General features: G+C 61.2%; 13 protein-coding genes and 1 tRNA gene. 2 read left to right on the top strand and 12 right to left on the bottom strand.

The window, feature by feature from the left end:
- Positions 1-114: 114 nt before the first annotated feature.
- Both ADJ70_RS09955 and glmU read right to left on the bottom strand, forming a co-directional pair.
- The gene (locus tag ADJ70_RS09955; RefSeq protein WP_050341067.1) at positions 115-1,110 is read right to left on the bottom strand and encodes a ribose-phosphate pyrophosphokinase; all 996 of its coding nucleotides are present in this window, start codon (positions 1,108-1,110) and stop codon (positions 115-117) included.
- A gap of 4 nt (positions 1,111-1,114) precedes the next feature.
- On the bottom strand, positions 1,115-2,518 hold the full coding sequence (gene glmU / locus ADJ70_RS09950) for a bifunctional UDP-N-acetylglucosamine diphosphorylase/glucosamine-1-phosphate N-acetyltransferase GlmU (protein ID WP_050341065.1): 1,404 nt from the start codon (positions 2,516-2,518) through the stop codon (positions 1,115-1,117).
- A 916-nt stretch (positions 2,519-3,434) separates the two neighbouring features.
- Here glmU and ADJ70_RS09945 point away from each other — a divergent pair.
- Positions 3,435-4,517, top strand: a complete 1,083-nt coding sequence (locus ADJ70_RS09945) for a hypothetical protein (protein ID WP_172674482.1) — start codon at positions 3,435-3,437, stop codon at positions 4,515-4,517.
- Between the two features lie 89 nt (positions 4,518-4,606).
- Here ADJ70_RS09945 and ADJ70_RS09940 read toward each other — a convergent pair.
- From ADJ70_RS09940 to ADJ70_RS09915, 6 genes are all read right to left on the bottom strand, one after another.
- Positions 4,607-4,680 (bottom strand) — tRNA-Gln (locus tag ADJ70_RS09940).
- A 70-nt stretch (positions 4,681-4,750) separates the two neighbouring features.
- Complete coding sequence (locus ADJ70_RS09935; RefSeq protein WP_050344529.1) at positions 4,751-5,659, bottom strand: peptidoglycan-binding protein; 909 nt, start codon at positions 5,657-5,659, stop codon at positions 4,751-4,753.
- A 78-nt stretch (positions 5,660-5,737) separates the two neighbouring features.
- Positions 5,738-6,793 carry a polyprenyl synthetase family protein gene (locus tag ADJ70_RS09930; RefSeq protein WP_050341061.1) on the bottom strand — a complete coding sequence of 352 codons (1,056 nt, stop codon included), beginning with the start codon at positions 6,791-6,793 and terminating at the stop codon, positions 5,738-5,740.
- 3 nt (positions 6,794-6,796) lie between these two features.
- Entirely contained in the window at positions 6,797-7,852 is a 1,056-nt protein-coding gene (gene galE, locus ADJ70_RS09925; RefSeq protein ID WP_050341059.1) for a UDP-glucose 4-epimerase GalE, read from the bottom strand.
- A 150-nt stretch (positions 7,853-8,002) separates the two neighbouring features.
- Positions 8,003-9,055 (bottom strand): hypothetical protein, encoded by a 1,053-nt coding sequence (locus ADJ70_RS09920; RefSeq protein ID WP_050341057.1) that lies wholly within the window; start codon positions 9,053-9,055, stop codon positions 8,003-8,005.
- Positions 9,056-9,084: 29 nt separating this feature from the next.
- On the bottom strand, positions 9,085-9,603 hold the full coding sequence (locus tag ADJ70_RS09915) for an RNA polymerase sigma factor (protein ID WP_050341055.1): 519 nt from the start codon (positions 9,601-9,603) through the stop codon (positions 9,085-9,087).
- Between the two features lie 905 nt (positions 9,604-10,508).
- Here ADJ70_RS09915 and ADJ70_RS09910 point away from each other — a divergent pair.
- On the top strand, positions 10,509-11,378 hold the full coding sequence (locus ADJ70_RS09910) for a PPK2 family polyphosphate kinase (RefSeq protein ID WP_050341053.1): 870 nt from the start codon (positions 10,509-10,511) through the stop codon (positions 11,376-11,378).
- A gap of 200 nt (positions 11,379-11,578) precedes the next feature.
- On the opposite strand, the gene ribE is transcribed toward ADJ70_RS09910, so the two are convergent.
- Genes ribE through ribD form a run of 4 tightly spaced genes read right to left on the bottom strand, consistent with a single transcriptional unit; the run spans position 11,579 to position 15,066 of the window.
- Positions 11,579-12,046: a 6,7-dimethyl-8-ribityllumazine synthase gene (gene ribE, locus ADJ70_RS09905; protein WP_050341050.1), complete on the bottom strand. Its 468-nt coding sequence runs from the start codon at positions 12,044-12,046 to the stop codon at positions 11,579-11,581.
- A 35-nt stretch (positions 12,047-12,081) separates the two neighbouring features.
- The gene (locus ADJ70_RS09900) at positions 12,082-13,290 is read right to left on the bottom strand and encodes a bifunctional 3,4-dihydroxy-2-butanone-4-phosphate synthase/GTP cyclohydrolase II (protein WP_050341048.1); all 1,209 of its coding nucleotides are present in this window, start codon (positions 13,288-13,290) and stop codon (positions 12,082-12,084) included.
- Positions 13,291-13,318: 28 nt separating this feature from the next.
- Complete coding sequence (locus ADJ70_RS09895; RefSeq protein ID WP_050341047.1) at positions 13,319-13,972, bottom strand: riboflavin synthase; 654 nt, start codon at positions 13,970-13,972, stop codon at positions 13,319-13,321.
- Positions 13,945-15,066 carry a bifunctional diaminohydroxyphosphoribosylaminopyrimidine deaminase/5-amino-6-(5-phosphoribosylamino)uracil reductase RibD gene (gene ribD, locus ADJ70_RS09890; protein ID WP_050341045.1) on the bottom strand — a complete coding sequence of 374 codons (1,122 nt, stop codon included), beginning with the start codon at positions 15,064-15,066 and terminating at the stop codon, positions 13,945-13,947. Before ribD ends, ADJ70_RS09895 begins: the two co-directional genes overlap by 28 nt.
- Between the last annotated feature and the right edge of the window lie 72 nt (positions 15,067-15,138).

Genomic DNA, 15,138 nt, shown 5'->3' with positions numbered 1-15,138 from the left:
ATTGCTTGTGCGAGACAAGAGAAAAATATGCCGCAGTTTCGTCTTGCAAGGCCGCTCCCTCCACACTTGTGGGAGCGGCCTGCGTTCTTGACCGGTCGGCGACCCCGTTCGACTTTACATCTCGGAGTTGCCGCTGTGTCCCTCCGAGACGGGGTTGTCCATGTATACGTTGTAGATGCACAGGGCAAGCGACTCTGCGACCGAGATCTGCTTGATCTTCGAGCCGGGCGTGTTGGCGACGGCGCAGGGGATGGCATCGGTGACGACGCACTCGACGATGGGGGCACGCTCTAGGCGCTCGATGGCCTGGCCCGAGAAGATGCCGTGCGTGGCCGATACGTAGATGTCACCCGCACCCATCTCCTTGAGCTTGGTGATCGAGCCCACGAGGGTGCCGCCGGTGTCTATCATGTCATCGTTGATGATGCAGGTCTTGCCCACGATGTTTCCGATGATGCCCATGACCTCGGCGGTATTGTGCTTGGGACGGCTCTTGTGTGCGATGGCGACCTCGCATCCCAGGTAGTCAGAGAGCTTCTTGGCAACCTTGGCGCGACCCATGTCAGGGGAGACCACGACGGTGTCCGCCCAGTCGAAGTCCTTGGCCCTAAAGTAATCACCAAAGAGGTAGAGCGCCGTGAGGTGGGTGACGGGCACGTCAAAGAAGCCTTGTATCTGTCCGGAATGCAGGTCGAGGGCGATCACGCGGTCGACGCCGGCAATCTCGAGGAGGTTCGCGATCAGGCGCGCGGTGATGGGCTCACGTGAGGCTGCCTTCCTGTCCTGACGAGCGTAGCCATAGTGGGGCAGGACCGCTGTGAAGCTCTTGGCCGAGGCACGGCTTGCCGCATCGGCGACGACGAGGGTCTCCATCAGCATGTCGTTGATGTTCTTTCCGACGATGGATTGGATGAAGAAGACCTCGTCACCGCGGACGGACTCCTCAAAGCGGGCATAGATCTCGCCGTTGGAGAACTTCTCGAGTTTGAGACCCTGGAGCTTGAGTCCGAGGATGTTAGCTATCCGCGCGGAAAGGGCGGGGTTGCTGGTTCCGCTGTAGAGCTTGATCTCCTTTTCGTAGAGCCTGGGCCTACTCAGGTTTTCGTACATGCCTCTAGTCCTCTTCCTCGAGTCGTTTCCAATATGCGTCTGCCCAACCCCGTTGCGTGAGCTGTCTGGAGCGCTCGAGCGAGAGGGCTCCCGCCGGGACGTCCTTCGTGATGCACGAGGCCGCGCCCACGAGTGCGTTGTCGCCGATGGTGACGGGGGCAACGAGCATGACATCTGACCCGATGAAGACATGGTCGCCTATCTCGGTGCGGCTCTTGTGCTTGCCGTCGTAGTTGCAGGTGATGGTGCCGCCACCTATGTTGACCCCAGAGCCGAGACGGGCGTCGCCGAGGTAGGAGAGGTGCGGGACCTTAGAACCCACCCCGACTTCGGTGCCCTTGAGCTCGACGTGTGTGCCTGCCTTGGACCTGTCATGGAAGTGGGCGCCGCCGCGTAGGTAGGCACGAGGTCCGCAGCTGACGTCGTTGTCGATGGCGGAGTCCACGATGATGGTCTCGTCCACAAGACAGCGGTCGCCGACCGTGGCGTTCGTCAGACGGCTGTTGGGTCCTATGGTGCAGTCGGAGCCGACGATCGTCCTGCCCCAGAGGAAGGTCTGGGGAAGCAACGTCGTGTCCTGCCCCACCCTAACCTCCGCCCCGACCCAGACCTGTTCGGGGTCGAGCATGGAGACGCCCTCCGCCATGAGCCCCTCGTTGATGCGACGCTGCATGACCTTGGCGGCCACCGCCAGCTGGGAGCGACTGTTCACGCCGAGCAGCTCGTGGTAGTCATCCGCATGGACAACCGAGACGGGCTCGCCCATGCCCACGTAGATGCCTACCATGTCGGTGAGATAGTACTCGCCTTGGGCGTTGTCGTTGGTGATCCTGTCGATGTTGGCAAAGAGGCGCCTGCCGCAGAAGCAGTAGAGGCCCGAGTTGCACTCCCTGAGCGCCTCGCGCTGCTCGGGCGTGCAGTCCTCGTGCTCGATGATGGCCCTGACCGTGCCGTCGTCGCTCGCGTCTACGCGACCATAGTCCGAGGGGTCGGGCGGTGTCATCGAAAGCACGGTGCAGGCATTGTGCTTGGCCCTCGCCTCGCTCACGAGGGAGCGAATGGTCTGAGGATGGACCAGCGGCATGTCTGCGTACATGACGACGACGGGCCCCTTGAGCTCACCGAGCGCATCGCGGACGCAGCGCACCGCGTGCCCGGTGCCGAGTCGCTCCTTTTGCTCGACGAACTCGATGGACGCGTCCGCATCTCCGTCTGCGGCAAAGTAGTCGCGCACCTCCTGTGCGCCACTACCAACGACGAGGACGATACGCTCCATTCCCGCTTGTCGTGCAGAGCGGACCGCCCACCAAGCTAGTGGGCGGTCGAGTAGCCTATGCATGACTTTTGGGTGTCGGGACTTCATGCGCGTACCCTTGCCGGCGGCAAGGATGATCGCTGTGCTTGGCATGTGGCCTCCAAGGTGAAATGACGTCTGCTTTCGCTCGGCTTGCCAGTGCGCAAACCTATGTCACATAATAGCGCAGCCCGTCTGGCAAGTCCTGCGTGGAGCGTGACTTGACGGTTTTTCTCGTAGTGACACGACAGGAGATGCGTGACGCCATAGAGCGACGCAAAGGGGCACGCGGAACATACCTGTCGCGCCACTCGATGACAGCGAGTGGCGCTGCGGCTCGATAGAGATACCCAAGGTCACCGCAGCCTCAGTGTCGTGCCACTCGACGCCACCGAGTGGCGCGGAGACGGTGCACTCGACGCCACCGAGTGGCGCGAAAGCGGACAAAACCGCAGTTGGCAAGCAAATTATCTCCACTCGACGCCACCGAGTGGCACGAAGACGGTGCACTCGACGCCACCGAGTGGCACGCCCTGCCGAGGACTCCCGCCAACCCGATCCCAAATCCTGTTACTGTGGGGGTATCGAGGTGCAGGCGCACTATTGGGATGTCAAATAACCGGGGTGCGCTGATGGGGAGGTGACGGGGCATCGCGATATCTGACGAATGCGCGCACGGTCTTGACGTATCTCGCGACGTTTGGTGAAGTTGTCTGGCCCTCAGTGGGACTCTGTGCCATCGTCTCGTGCCAAAATCCGCGAGAACATCAGATACCAGGCATTTTCTCATCCCTCCATCTGAACTTTCGTGCTTTTGGGTGTCGGGTGCATGGCGCTGACCTGCGAAGAAATTGTCTTGCTGTGAGAAACGCGCAAGCTGCCTGCCAGTTTGCCGCAGTCGGTGGGCGTGGATGTTGCGCCGCTCGTCTATCCGGGACGTATAGTGATGGCAAGGTTCTGCGGCGTGCGATGGCGTGTGGCTACGCTCCGCTCACAGCAGAAGAAGGCAAGCGGGGGAGGGAGCGGCCTGGTGCGAGGCGAGTCATGTGGAGTCACAAACAAAGCGGTAGCTGATGACAGGACGGTGCTGTATGCCGGTGACTTCGCACTCGAGTGTTGGAGAAGGTCTCCGCGTAACACGGTTCCCTCTGCCTTGATGGTACGCGGGTTCAGCCTTGAGCGCTGCACTGCCGATGCTATCGTGCTGCGGACTCTTTCGCTGCGACAGTTTGACTCCATTGGTGTCGAGCCTGAGGTCATTGTGGGTCATCAAAACAGACGTACGAGACGACAGGGTGTGCGGTGCAGGTGCCTCTCCACAAGGCTTGCTCCGGGTAGTGTCTGTGGCTTTGGCAAGGCGATGATACTGTCTCCGGAGGCGTGCTTCGTTGAGTCTGCGAACGACATGTCGTTCATCCGACTCGTGGAGTTGGGCCTTGAGCTGTGTGGCACCTATAGCTTGGACTGGAAGACGAGAAAAGGCTTCCGTGAGCGGACACCGCTCACGAGCGTGCAGCGTATCCTTCGCTTGCTCGATGGGATGGATTCGGGGGTACGGGGAATTCGGCGTGCCAAGAGGGCGCTCGCTTGGGTGCGAGACGGGTCGGCGTCACCAAAGGAGTCGCAGCTCATAATGGCACTTACGCTGCCCACTGCGATCGGGGGCTTCGGTATGCCAGTTCCCCAGATCAACTATCCCATTCCGCTCGGGAGGAAGGATGTCCTGCGAGGATCTCCCACCCACTACCGAGTCGATTTGTATTGGCCGGAGGTCCGCGTGAGCGTCGAGTACCAGAGTGACTCCGAGCATACGGGGGATCCGGAGAAGACCTACCAGGACCAGGGGCGTCGCGATGAGCTGCTCTCTATGGGGGTGCGACAGCTGTGTTTCAACGCGAGCCACATGAGACATGCCGGTTCCTTCGAAAAGCAGGTAGAGCGTCTCTCCGCTCTTATACACACCACTTTCCCAGAGCGTGGCGCACTTGACAAAGAAAGATTCGGTATGCTCCTTGCTTGGCTGGGGCGGCCCCAGCACATGCATCCGAACCTTGACGAGCGGGAGGTTCCCGAGCTTTTGAGGGGCGTGCCAAGGAATGGGGGAAAGGCCTGAGGTTGCGTACGCAGATCCCAGGTGGCATCAGACTCGACGCTCCGCTCCACACGAACTTCACGAGAGCCTTCGAGGCACTCGGTGGGAGGTGGCTGGGGCAGAGGGATTCGAACCCCCATTGACGGCACCAAAAACCGCTGTCCTGCCATTGGACGATACCCCAGAGTTCACGTGAGAGCGCAGACACTCTCACTGCAAAACGCGAGTGCAGAGCCATTCTAGCAGAGAGTTGCCTAATGGTCGAATGCGGTGCAGATGGCATCGAGCACCGTGACCGCAAAGGTCTGCGCGTCCCCTGTGGTGAACGTGCCGTCGTAGTTCAGCCCCAAAGGCAGCTCGATGCGAACGATCGGCGTCGATTTGCGAAAGCTCTCGCAGGCCGTGCGCAGACGTTGTGGCAGCGTCTTGATATCGTCCATGACGATGTTTGCCATCTTGCTGCGCTTGGGTAGGGGCGAGGACGCGAGCACAATCACGATCGTGTCGTCTCGTGCGAGCTCGACACTGTCGATCAGGTCGAGGCAGCTTTTGTCACTTGTGGCGGTGGCTAGGTTCCAGATACGTCCGGCGACGTTGCGCGCAATAGGATCCTCCCCTGTGAGGGAGATCTGCGTGTTCTCGAGCACGCCTGCGGCACGGGCGTAGCCCACGCCACCTATGGGATGCGGTCCTGCGGCGGACTTGCCGGCCCAGACGTGGTGCAGGCGCTCGATGTCATCGAAGGTGTCTTGGAAGGCCATGCCGTCAGCCAATGCCCCCTGGCTCTCTTGGAACTCCTTCACGGCCGACTCGGTGTGGACGCCGTAGCAACCGTCGGGCTTTCCGCAGGAGAAACCTAAGATGTTGAGTCGTTCCTGCAGTTGTTTGACGTCGTGGCCATGGAAGTTGGGGAGGCGTAGGTACAGCGTGCGGTCACCCAACTGGTAGCACTCGTCGACGAGCGCCATCCAAGTTGCGAAGTCGATCTCGGTTCCCAAGCTCATGTTGTGGTCAAGGCGAAATTTCGCCACGGCCTGTGCGGTGGAAGGGCCGAAGGTCGTGCTGCTTGCCTCGTCCCCATCAATCTCGTAGCCAAGGGATGTGAGGCGGTCCTGGATGTCCTCCACGGCAACCCCACTCGCACCCTCTCTGATCGCTTCCATCTTGCGCCCCTCCATAGGATATCGTCACGCATGTTCGCATCGCTGCCCCCTTGGCAACATGACGTTCGCCCTGCGATGTTAGCCAGTGCGCTCTACGAAGAAGTCTGCCATAGAATCAAGGATCGTGCACATGTCATCTGCGAGCTCGATGCCGTCCAGCTCTCGCCTGGCACTTTCGGCAACCGAGTGGGCGTAGTCACGCACGCCCTCGATGGCGCCAACGGACTCCATAAGCCCCACTGCGCGCTCCAACGTGGCCGCATCCGTGGCATGTGAGGTGAGAATCTCGATAAGCTCATCCCTTTGGCTGTTCTGCAGGCGCTCGAGAGACCACGTGACGGCCATGGTGTGCTTGCCCTCGGTGATGTCGCTGCGAAAGTCCTTGCCCTGAGTCTTCGCGTTCCCTACGAGGTTGAGCAGGTCGTCCTGGAGCTGGAAGGCAAGACCGGCACCCATGCCAAACGTTCTGAGGGCCTCCACCTGCTCGTCGGTGCCGCCCCCACAGATGGCGCCGATGGAGAGTGGGCAGGCGGCAGAGTAAAACGCGGTCTTATGGCTTGCCATGCAAAGATAGTCGTCCACGCTCAGATCCCAGCGCCCGTCACGCACCCAGCCGAGGTCGAGTGCCTGCCCCTCGAGCGTGCGCTCCTCCATGGCAGCGAATTCCTCGAGGATGCGCACGCGTAACTCAGGCGAGAGCGAGCGCTCACGCAGGATTCTGGACTGTGCAATTATGAGGGCGAGGTCGGCCACATTGATGGCGATTCCCACCCCCTCGGTGACGTGCATGCAGGGTGCGCCACGACGCAGCGTGCCCTTATCGGCTATGTCGTCGTGGATGAGTGCCGCTGACTGGAAATCTTCGATGGCACAAGCGCAGGAAAGCGCAGACGTCGCCGTGCCGCCCACTGCCTCGCAGCCGAGCAGTACGAGCACCGGCCTTGTACGCTTGCCTCCCGACGCCATGAAACGCTTGAGGGGCCCATAGAGATAGCGTTCAAGATCGTCGCCCACGACCGTCTCGTCGCCTAGCGGCGCGGGGGCATGCTCGGAGAGGTAGGCCTCTATGAGGGGGCGCTTCTTGGCGAGATATGCCCTGAAGGCCGCCCCTTTGTCTGTGGTGTTGCTCGGCATGGCTTAGTCCTCGTAGCCGTTGGGATTCATGGACTGCCAGTTCCACCCGTCGCGACACATGTCGTCAATGTCGTATGTGGCCTCCCAGCCCATCTCGCGCTTTGCTTTGGAGCAGTCGGCGTAGTTGGCTGTGACGTCGCCCGCACGACGAGGCTCGATCACGTAGGGGAGGTCACGCCCGCAGGCCTTCGAGAACGCCTTGATGATCTCGAGCACACTCGTGCCCCTACCGGTGCCCAGGTTGAAGACCTCGACTCCCGTGCGCCCAGCCATCCAGGCAAGCGCCGCCACATGGCCAGACGCGAGGTCCATCACGTGTATGTAGTCACGCACGCCGGTGCCGTCGGGTGTGTCGTAGTCGTCGCCAAAGACCCTGACCGTGTCACGCTTGCCAACGGCGACCTGTGCCACATAGGGCAGCAGGTTGTTGGGGATGCCCTTGGGGTCCTCGCCCATGAGCCCCGAGGGGTGTGCGCCGATGGGGTTGAAGTAGCGTAGCAGCACGACGTTCCATGCGGGGTTGGCGACGTGCAGGTCAGAGAGGATCTGCTCGATCATCCACTTGGTCCAGCCGTAGGGGTTGGTTGCAGACTTCTTGGGACTCTCCTCTGTGAGGGGCAAGGCGTCGGGGTCACCATAGACGGTGGCGGAGCTGCTGAAGATGATGGACCTGCAGCCGTGCGCGCGCATGACGTCCACGAGGGTGAGCGTGGTATTCAGGTTATTTGAGTAGTACTCTACGGGCTTTAGGACGGACTCGCCAACGGCCTTGAAGCCCGCGAAGTGGATGACATAGTCGATGTCGTTGGCCGCAAAGACGGCCTCAAGCGCGGCGCGATCGCTCACGTCAGCCTGATAGAACGAGAGCCTGGCCGCAGCCTTCTCTCCGGTGATTTTGCCTATGCGATCGAGGACCTTCTCGCTCGCGTTCGAGAGGTCGTCCACGACCACGACCCGGTAGCCCCTCTCGAGGAGTTCGACGACGGTGTGACTTCCGATGAAGCCCGCCCCGCCAGTGACCAGTACGCAGCTGTCGGCTGGGGCCTTCTGCTCGCTCATAGTTCCTCCGCGCGGTAGGTGGTGTGCATATGTCAGAGCCTATTGAGCAGTATACGCAAGCCGTGCGGCAGGGTGTGTGTGGGCATGGTGGAGGTCCGCTGGAGGTCCGTCCTCGTGCACCCAAAGGCTAGGGTGCGCGGGCAAGAAGCCTCATGCTTCTTCGCGTATGGTGTAGAGCTGCGGTTGCGCAGAGAGCTGCTCAACGTAGCGAGCCTCGGCCTCGTCGCGGGCCACCTGGTCATTATCGGAGCCAAGCTCCATTTTGACCTCGAGTTCTGTGAGACGCTCAAGCCAGTCGCCATAGACTCTCTCGAAGTCAGCGATTGGTGCTATGACATAGCGCTTCGTCTTGGTGGAGTCGTCCTCGAAGGTCGCCGTGATCACGAGGGGCGTCTGTGAGAGCAGCTCCGCATAGGTCTTCTCGGAGTAGAGCGCCACCGTGCGATTTGCCTCGCAATACGCACGGATCGCATCGGGGCTGCGACTGTCCTCACGAGTCGGGTTGTACTGCTTAAGGGACTGAAGGGCGGATGTCAGCTCAGCCGATGCGGGAAAGTGGGCCCTCACGCTTCGACCGAAGCTCTCTTTGTCCTGTGCCAGCTGGTCGTAGGCAAGCGTGAAGTTGGTGCATGAGCTGCCTGCGTCTGTTCCACCATACTCGTGGAGGGGGCCTTTTACTATGGCGTCAAAGAAGACGTAGCTCCGACTTGTCTCGTCGTCCTGTGGCAGATAGGCAAACGCACCCTCGAGCGAGTAGGCGAGCTTCTTGATGGCATTTCCCGTGCAGTTTAGGGAGAGTGAGCGACTCACTCCCAAGCTGCCCTTGTCACCTTCGCTCCAGCTGCTGCTCTTGGTCCCGAAGTCATCTACCGACAGTATGACCTCATCGTCCTGTCTGGTTCCCTCGGCATATGCCACCAGGACAAACGAGCCACTCCCCGCCTCCTTGGGGGCTTGCTCTCCTTTGTGTGGTACGCCATGCATCGACAGTCCCACGAACGTTGCGGCAACGCTCGCTGCGGCAAGACCAAGACGCAACGCCGAGCGGCGGGTGATCAGCTGCCGTCTCTTGGTGCTCGCGCCTGTGGGCTCGGCCACGTCTGGGTGTGCAGCCTCGAGTAGTACGTTCTCCCTTACGGCCCCTGGTAGGTGAACCTGTCGCATGAGGGACCTCAGCTCGTCGACTGTCCGCCTTTCATCCATGATCTCTCCCTTCTCCTGTCGCGTTGCACTTACAGCAATCCCCTCAGCTTCGTGCGGGCCCGTCTGAGGCGGGTCCGCACGGTCGCGGGTCTGCATTCCATGATGCGAGCGATCTGTGCGCACGAGATCCCCTCGATGTAGTGGAGCGTAACTGTGGCGCGCAGCTGGTCGGGCAGCTTCCTCAATGCCTGCCAGATGGGGTGGCGCTCAACAGCCCTGAGCGCCGCCTCTTCCGTGGGGCTGCTGTCTGCTAAGGCGGACGCGTTTGCGAAGGCTTCGGCTTCGGCGTCGCCTGCGCCCTGCACCCGTCTTTTCCACCACGAGCGATGCAGCTCACGGCAGCGGTTGATGGTCGCCCGCAGGAGCCACGCCTTCAGATGCTCGCCATCCTCAAACTCTACCGGGCTCGTGAGCAGTCGCAGGAACACGTCCTGCGCGACGTCCTGAGCATCCTGGTGAGAGCATGTCTGCGAAAGCGCCACGCGATATACGATGTCTCCCCAGCTGTCCATGGCCGTCTGCATGAACTCCCCTGAGCGTTGTCGCATCTTTCCACCTCCCTACCCATAACATGCGGCACAGGGGGGAAATGTTCCCATCAATTTGTTTTTCGGTCTTTCGTCCCTCGGTTCGGGTTATGTCGTCTTAGGAGTATTAGGAATACGGAACACATCAGTCTGACCGGCCGAGAGACCCTCCCGTCAAAAGACCTCCCGCTACTCGTGGAAGAACCGTCTTGGGCAAGGTCTGTGCCCGCTCGCTCGAGGCATGTCTTGGCATCAGCGCAGCGCCTGTTGGCCCGAAGGTTACCCGGACCCACACTGCCACTCGGCCCCGAACGTACCGCCCCGTGTAAGTGGCACTGCCACTCGGCCCTGGGCGTACCGCCTTGGTACGCTCGACGTCGAGTGGCAGTGTGAGACGCACTGCCCCGTACGCTCACCATCGAGTGGCAGTGTGAGTGGCACTGCCACTCGGCCCCGAACGTACCGCCCCGTGTAAGTGGCACTGCCACTCGGCCCTGAACGTACCGCCTTGGTACGCTCGACGTCGAGTGGCAGTGTGAGTGGCACTGCCACTTGGCCCTGAACGTGCAGTCTCGTGCGTTCACCGCTACGTGACAGCGTACGCTGTGCCGAGAGCCCTCTTGGGCGTATCGGTTGTACCGCCAGCTGCTCCCAATGACCTCTGCAGCGGCTGCAGGTGGGACCTTGGCAGGCAAGCCAGGTTAGGCGAGCTGTCAGGTCGCTCTTTCACAGCTTAGGGTAGTTCTGCGTCTGGTCAGCCCGATTTAATCCGTGTGTCCCTTAAAACCGACTCCCAGAAAGGTGGATAATCATGAGTGCGGCAGAGGCGAGTGCGGCAGAGGCGAGTGCGGCAGAGGCGAGTGCGGCAGAGGCGAGTGCGGCAGAGGCTGCGGCGATGCACGAGAGGGACGATCGAGGAGTGGAACATGAATATCAGAGACTTTCAATTTGACGGCAGCGAGCGCTTCTTGATGGCGAATGCCGTGACGTCGGTCGAGGCCGATGAGGGAGAGCGCGCCGTATACGCGCAGCTTACCGCTACGAACACCAGGCTCATGGGAGAGCTGCAGGATAGGCTCTATGCTGACGGCAGGGAGGGCCTCGTCATCCTGCTCCAGGCGATGGACGCTGCGGGAAAGGACTCCACGATCAAGCACGTGATGAGTGGCGTGAACCCGCAGGGTGTCATGGTCCACAGCTTCAAGCAGCCGAGTCACCTGGAGCTTGCGCACGACTATCTGTGGCGTGCGATCACGCAGCTTCCGCCGCGTGGTACCATCGGACTCTTCAATCGCTCGTACTACGAGGACGTGCTGATCGTGCGCGTGCACGGGCTCTGGAGGGACTACAGCTTACCCAGACGCTGCCTGCACTGCTCGGAGGACGAGTTCTTTGGCAGACGCTACCGCCAGATACGCGACCTCGAGGAGTACCTGTACGAGAATGGCTACCGCGTGCTCAAGGTCTTCCTCAACGTGAGCAAGGACGAGCAGAGACGGCGCTTCCTCGCGCGCATCGACAACGAGAGAAAGAACTGGAAGTTCTCGGCGGCCGACGTCGAGGAGCGCAAGCTCTGGTCCAGCTACATGGACGCCTACGAGCAGGCCATAAACGCGACCTCCACCAGACACGCTCCCTGGCACGTCATACCCGCAGACCAGAAGTGGCTTGCGCGCTGGCTCGTGAGCGAGGCCATCGTGGACGTGCTCAGGCAGATGGACCCGCGCTACCCGACGCTTCTTGCGGCGGCCAAGAGGGAGCTCGAGGAGGATCGGGCGCGACTGATGGGGGAGTAGCGATGCTCGCATCACCTCAGACCGAGCCCATCGCGCATGTCTCCTTTCCGCCGCATGGCAGCCAAGCGATGACCTTGGGACGTCAGCTCTGCACGGCTACTGCTGGCGGGGGGTCGCAGGGCTGTCCCGTGGGGCCCATGCACACGACGCCCCATCGAGGCCAACGGTGGCATTACAGTACCTCGGCGGCATTACAGCATCTAAATGCCCATGCTGCGGATGAGGTTTACCATCTCGATGGCACCCTCGGCGCACTCGGAGCCCTTGTTGCCCGCCTTGGATCCGGCGCGCTCGATGGCCTGCTCGATGCTCTCGGTGGTGAGGACGCCAAACATCACGGGGATGCCCGTCGACAGGGCGATGTGCGCGATTCCCTTGGACACCTCGTTGACCACGGCCTCGTAATGGCTGGTCGCGCCACGTATGACCGCACCTAGGCAGATGATGGCGTCGTATTTTCCCGATTGGGCCATGCGGCTGGCGATGACGGGAATCTCGAAGGCGCCTGGCACCCAGGCGACGTCTACTTGGTCCTCTGGGACGCCACGACGCGCCAGGCCGTCCAGCGCGCCGCTCAGGAGCTTCGATGTGATGAACTCATTGAAGCGTGCGTTCACGATGCCAATCTTGATGTCGTCCGCATAGAGCCTTCCCTCATAGCTTGTCATGCCATCTTCCTTTCTCGACGATCGTGAGGGAGCGCCTAGAGCAGGTGTCCCATCTTGTCCCTCTTCGTTCGCAGATACGTGCGGTCGAAATCGTTGGCGTCCACTTGGATGGGCACGCGCTCGGTGATGCGCAGGCCAAACTCCTCAAGCTGATAGACCTTGTCGGGATTGTTGGTGAGCAGGCGCATGGTCCTCACGCCTAGGTCGCGCAGGATCTGGGCTCCGATGTAGTACTCGCGTGCGTCAGGCTCAAATCCTAGGGCCAGATTGGCCTCGACGGTATCCATGCCCTGTTGCTGCAGCTCATAGGCCTTGAGCTTGTTGATGAGGCCGATACCGCGACCCTCCTGGCGCATGTACAGCACGATTCCACGTCCTGCAGCATCCACCTGGCGCATGGCGGAGTGCAGCTGGTCGCCACAATCGCAGCGCAGGGACCCGAACACGTCCCCGGTCAGGCATTCGGAATGCACGCGTACCAGCACGTCCTCACCGTCGCCGATGTCGCCCTTTACCAGTGCGACATGGTGCTCGCCGTTGACCTCGTTCACATAACCGCATGCACGAAACTCGCCGTAGGAGGTGGGTAGCAATGGGCTTGCCTCGCAGCTTACCAGCTTGTCGTGGTACTTACGGTATTCTTGCAGGTCCTTGATGGTGATGACGGGCATGTCATGCGCGTGCGCGAGTGCCAAAAGCTCGCTGGTGCGCATCATCGTGCCATCCTCGCGCATGACCTCACAGCAGAGTCCCACCTGCTTCAGGCCTGCGAGGCGTAGAAGGTCGACGGTTGCCTCGGTATGGCCATTGCGCACCAGGACGCCGTGCCTCTTGGCCAGCAGGGGGAACATGTGCCCAGGGCGGCGGAAGTCTTCGGGCTGGGTACCCTCTTCGGTGCACTTGCGCGCCGTGTAGCCCCGTTCCTCGGCCGAGATACCCGTGGTGGTGTCGATGTGGTCAATAGAGACGGTAAAGGCCGTCTCATGGTTATCCGTGTTGTTGTTCACCATTTGCGGTAGCCTCAGGCGCCGCACGTACTCCTCGCTCATGGGCATGCAGATGAGTCCCTTGGCAACGCTTGCCATGAGGTTGACGTTCTCGGTGGTGGCGAACTCGGCGGCACAGATGAAATCGCCTTCGTTCTCGCGGTCCGGATCGTCGATGCAGAGGATCACTCTGCCCGCCCTGAGCGCCTCGAGGGCTTCGGGGATGAGGTTGTACCCCGCTCTTCTTTCGTTGACCATTGTCTCTCCTCCATCAGCGCCTTCGTGTCTAGAATCCGTTCTCCAGGAGAAAGTCCATCGTGATGCCCTGTGGCGTTGCGGCAGAATTACCGGCTCTCATCAGGCGTTCAATGTACTTCCCCACGATGTCGTTCTCCAGGTTCACCGCATCGCCCACCTGCGTGTCGGTAAGGGTGGTGTGCGTGGTGGTATGGGGGATGGTGCTCACCGAGAACGTGTTGGTGGCGTCATCGACACGCGCGACAGTGAGGCTGATGCCATCGAGGGCGATCGAGCCCTTCTCGATGATAAGGCGCAGAATGCCCGGTGTCGTTTCGATCTCGTACCAGATGGCAGTACCGTCGCGCGTAATGTGCTCAACCGTTCCCGTGCCGTCGATATGCCCTGAGACGATATGCCCCCCAAATCTTTCGCCCACAGCCATCGCTCGCTCTAGGTTGACCTTGTCGCCCACCGAGAGGCCACCCAGCGTGCTGCGGCTGAGCGTCTCGTGCATCACGTCGGCCGTGAAGCCCCGCTGTGTGAGGGAGGTGACCGTCAGGCATACGCCGGATGTGCAGATGCTGTCACCGACGTGCGTGTCTTCCCATACGGTACGGGCGCACACCTCCAGTGTAGAGGAGTGGGCACCGCCCTGGATTCGTGCGATGGTTCCTACCTCTTCGACGATTCCCGTGAACATGGGAGAATCCTCCCCTCTATCAGATGGTCGTCACCGATTCGGGTCAAGCGTACGTCGGTGAGTTCGATAGCGTCAGCCGGGGTCGTGAAACCCGGACCCCCAACGGGTCCTTGTGCCAGCATTCCGCCAAAGATCTTTGGCGCGATGTAGGCCTGGACCTTATCGACGATGCCCGCTTGCAGCGCAGACCAATTGAGCGTTGCGCCGCCCTCAATGATGAGGCTGTCGAGGTTCCGGTTCCCGAGCTCATCAACCAGGGAGACAAGATCGACATGGCCGTTCCTGTTCGGGAGGGTGGCTATCTGGCACCCCGCAGCAGTAAAGGGCCTGTGCTTGTCTGGGTCGCTCTCGCAGGTGGCTATCAGAGTGGGGACGCGGCGTGCACTGGTGACGACACGGGCATCGAGAGGTGTGCGCAGGTGGGTGTCGCAAACGATGCGCACGGGATCATTGCCGCCTTCGATGCGGGATGTGAGCTGAGGGTTGTCAGTGATGACCGTTCCCACGCCCACCATGATGGCGGCTGCCGCGTGACGTTGCTCGTGCACGTGCCGACGGGCACCCTCGCCTGTGATCCAGCGCGACTCGCCCGTTACGCAGGCAATCTTCCCGTCGATGGTCATGGCGTACTTCATGGTGACCAGGGGACGTCCTGTTTGGATGTACGTGAGGAATGCCTCGTTGAGGGCGAGGCACTTATCGGCCAACACGCCTTCGCTCACCTCGATGCCGGCCTCGCGCAGAATCCCTATCCCCTGTCCCGCCACCTTGGGGTTAGGGTCAGAAGAGCCAATGACCACCCGCGTGATTCCCGCCTCGATGATGGCGTCGGTGCAGGGGGGCTGCCTGCCAAAGTGGCAGCAGGGCTCGAGCGTCACATACATGGTGGCGCCGCACACGTCCAAGCCCTTTCGCATCGCATTCTTGAGGGCGTCGCGTTCGGCATGCAGGTCGCCATATCGGTGGTGGTAGCCTTCTGCCAGCACATGCGTGCCAGATACGATGACTGCGCCTACCATGGGATTGGGGTTGGTCCATCCACGACCGAGCGCCGCGAGCCTAAGGGCACGTGCCATGTAGGCCTCGTCGGACATATCTGCCTCTTTCCTCCGGTTGTCTCAGCCGTCTGACTAATGACTGATGCTTCGCGTCCGCATCTTGGGGCG

Origin of the sequence: Olsenella sp. oral taxon 807 (genome assembly GCF_001189515.2) — a bacterium.
GTDB lineage: Bacteria > Actinomycetota > Coriobacteriia > Coriobacteriales > Atopobiaceae > Olsenella_F.
The sequence above is the reverse complement of the archived record's forward strand: the minus strand, read 5'-3'. Positions and strand labels throughout refer to the sequence as shown.

Bases quoted from the DNA above. Each gene is read 5' to 3' on its own strand.
- ADJ70_RS09955 (WP_050341067.1), bottom strand. From the start codon at position 1,110: ATGTACGAAAACCTGAGTAGGCCCAGGCTCTACGAAAAGGAGATCAAG.
- glmU (WP_050341065.1), bottom strand. From the start codon at position 2,518: ATGCCAAGCACAGCGATCATCCTTGCCGCCGGCAAGGGTACGCGCATG.
- ADJ70_RS09935 (WP_050344529.1), bottom strand. From the start codon at position 5,659: ATGGAAGCGATCAGAGAGGGTGCGAGTGGGGTTGCCGTGGAGGACATC.
- ADJ70_RS09930 (WP_050341061.1), bottom strand. From the start codon at position 6,793: ATGCCGAGCAACACCACAGACAAAGGGGCGGCCTTCAGGGCATATCTC.
- galE (WP_050341059.1), bottom strand. From the start codon at position 7,852: ATGAGCGAGCAGAAGGCCCCAGCCGACAGCTGCGTACTGGTCACTGGC.
- ADJ70_RS09920 (WP_050341057.1), bottom strand. From the start codon at position 9,055: ATGGATGAAAGGCGGACAGTCGACGAGCTGAGGTCCCTCATGCGACAG.
- ADJ70_RS09915 (WP_050341055.1), bottom strand. From the start codon at position 9,603: ATGCGACAACGCTCAGGGGAGTTCATGCAGACGGCCATGGACAGCTGG.
- ADJ70_RS09910 (WP_050341053.1), top strand. From the start codon at position 10,509: ATGAATATCAGAGACTTTCAATTTGACGGCAGCGAGCGCTTCTTGATG.
- ribE (WP_050341050.1), bottom strand. From the start codon at position 12,046: ATGACAAGCTATGAGGGAAGGCTCTATGCGGACGACATCAAGATTGGC.
- ADJ70_RS09900 (WP_050341048.1), bottom strand. From the start codon at position 13,290: ATGGTCAACGAAAGAAGAGCGGGGTACAACCTCATCCCCGAAGCCCTC.
- ADJ70_RS09895 (WP_050341047.1), bottom strand. From the start codon at position 13,972: ATGTTCACGGGAATCGTCGAAGAGGTAGGAACCATCGCACGAATCCAG.
- ribD (WP_050341045.1), bottom strand. From the start codon at position 15,066: ATGTCCGACGAGGCCTACATGGCACGTGCCCTTAGGCTCGCGGCGCTC.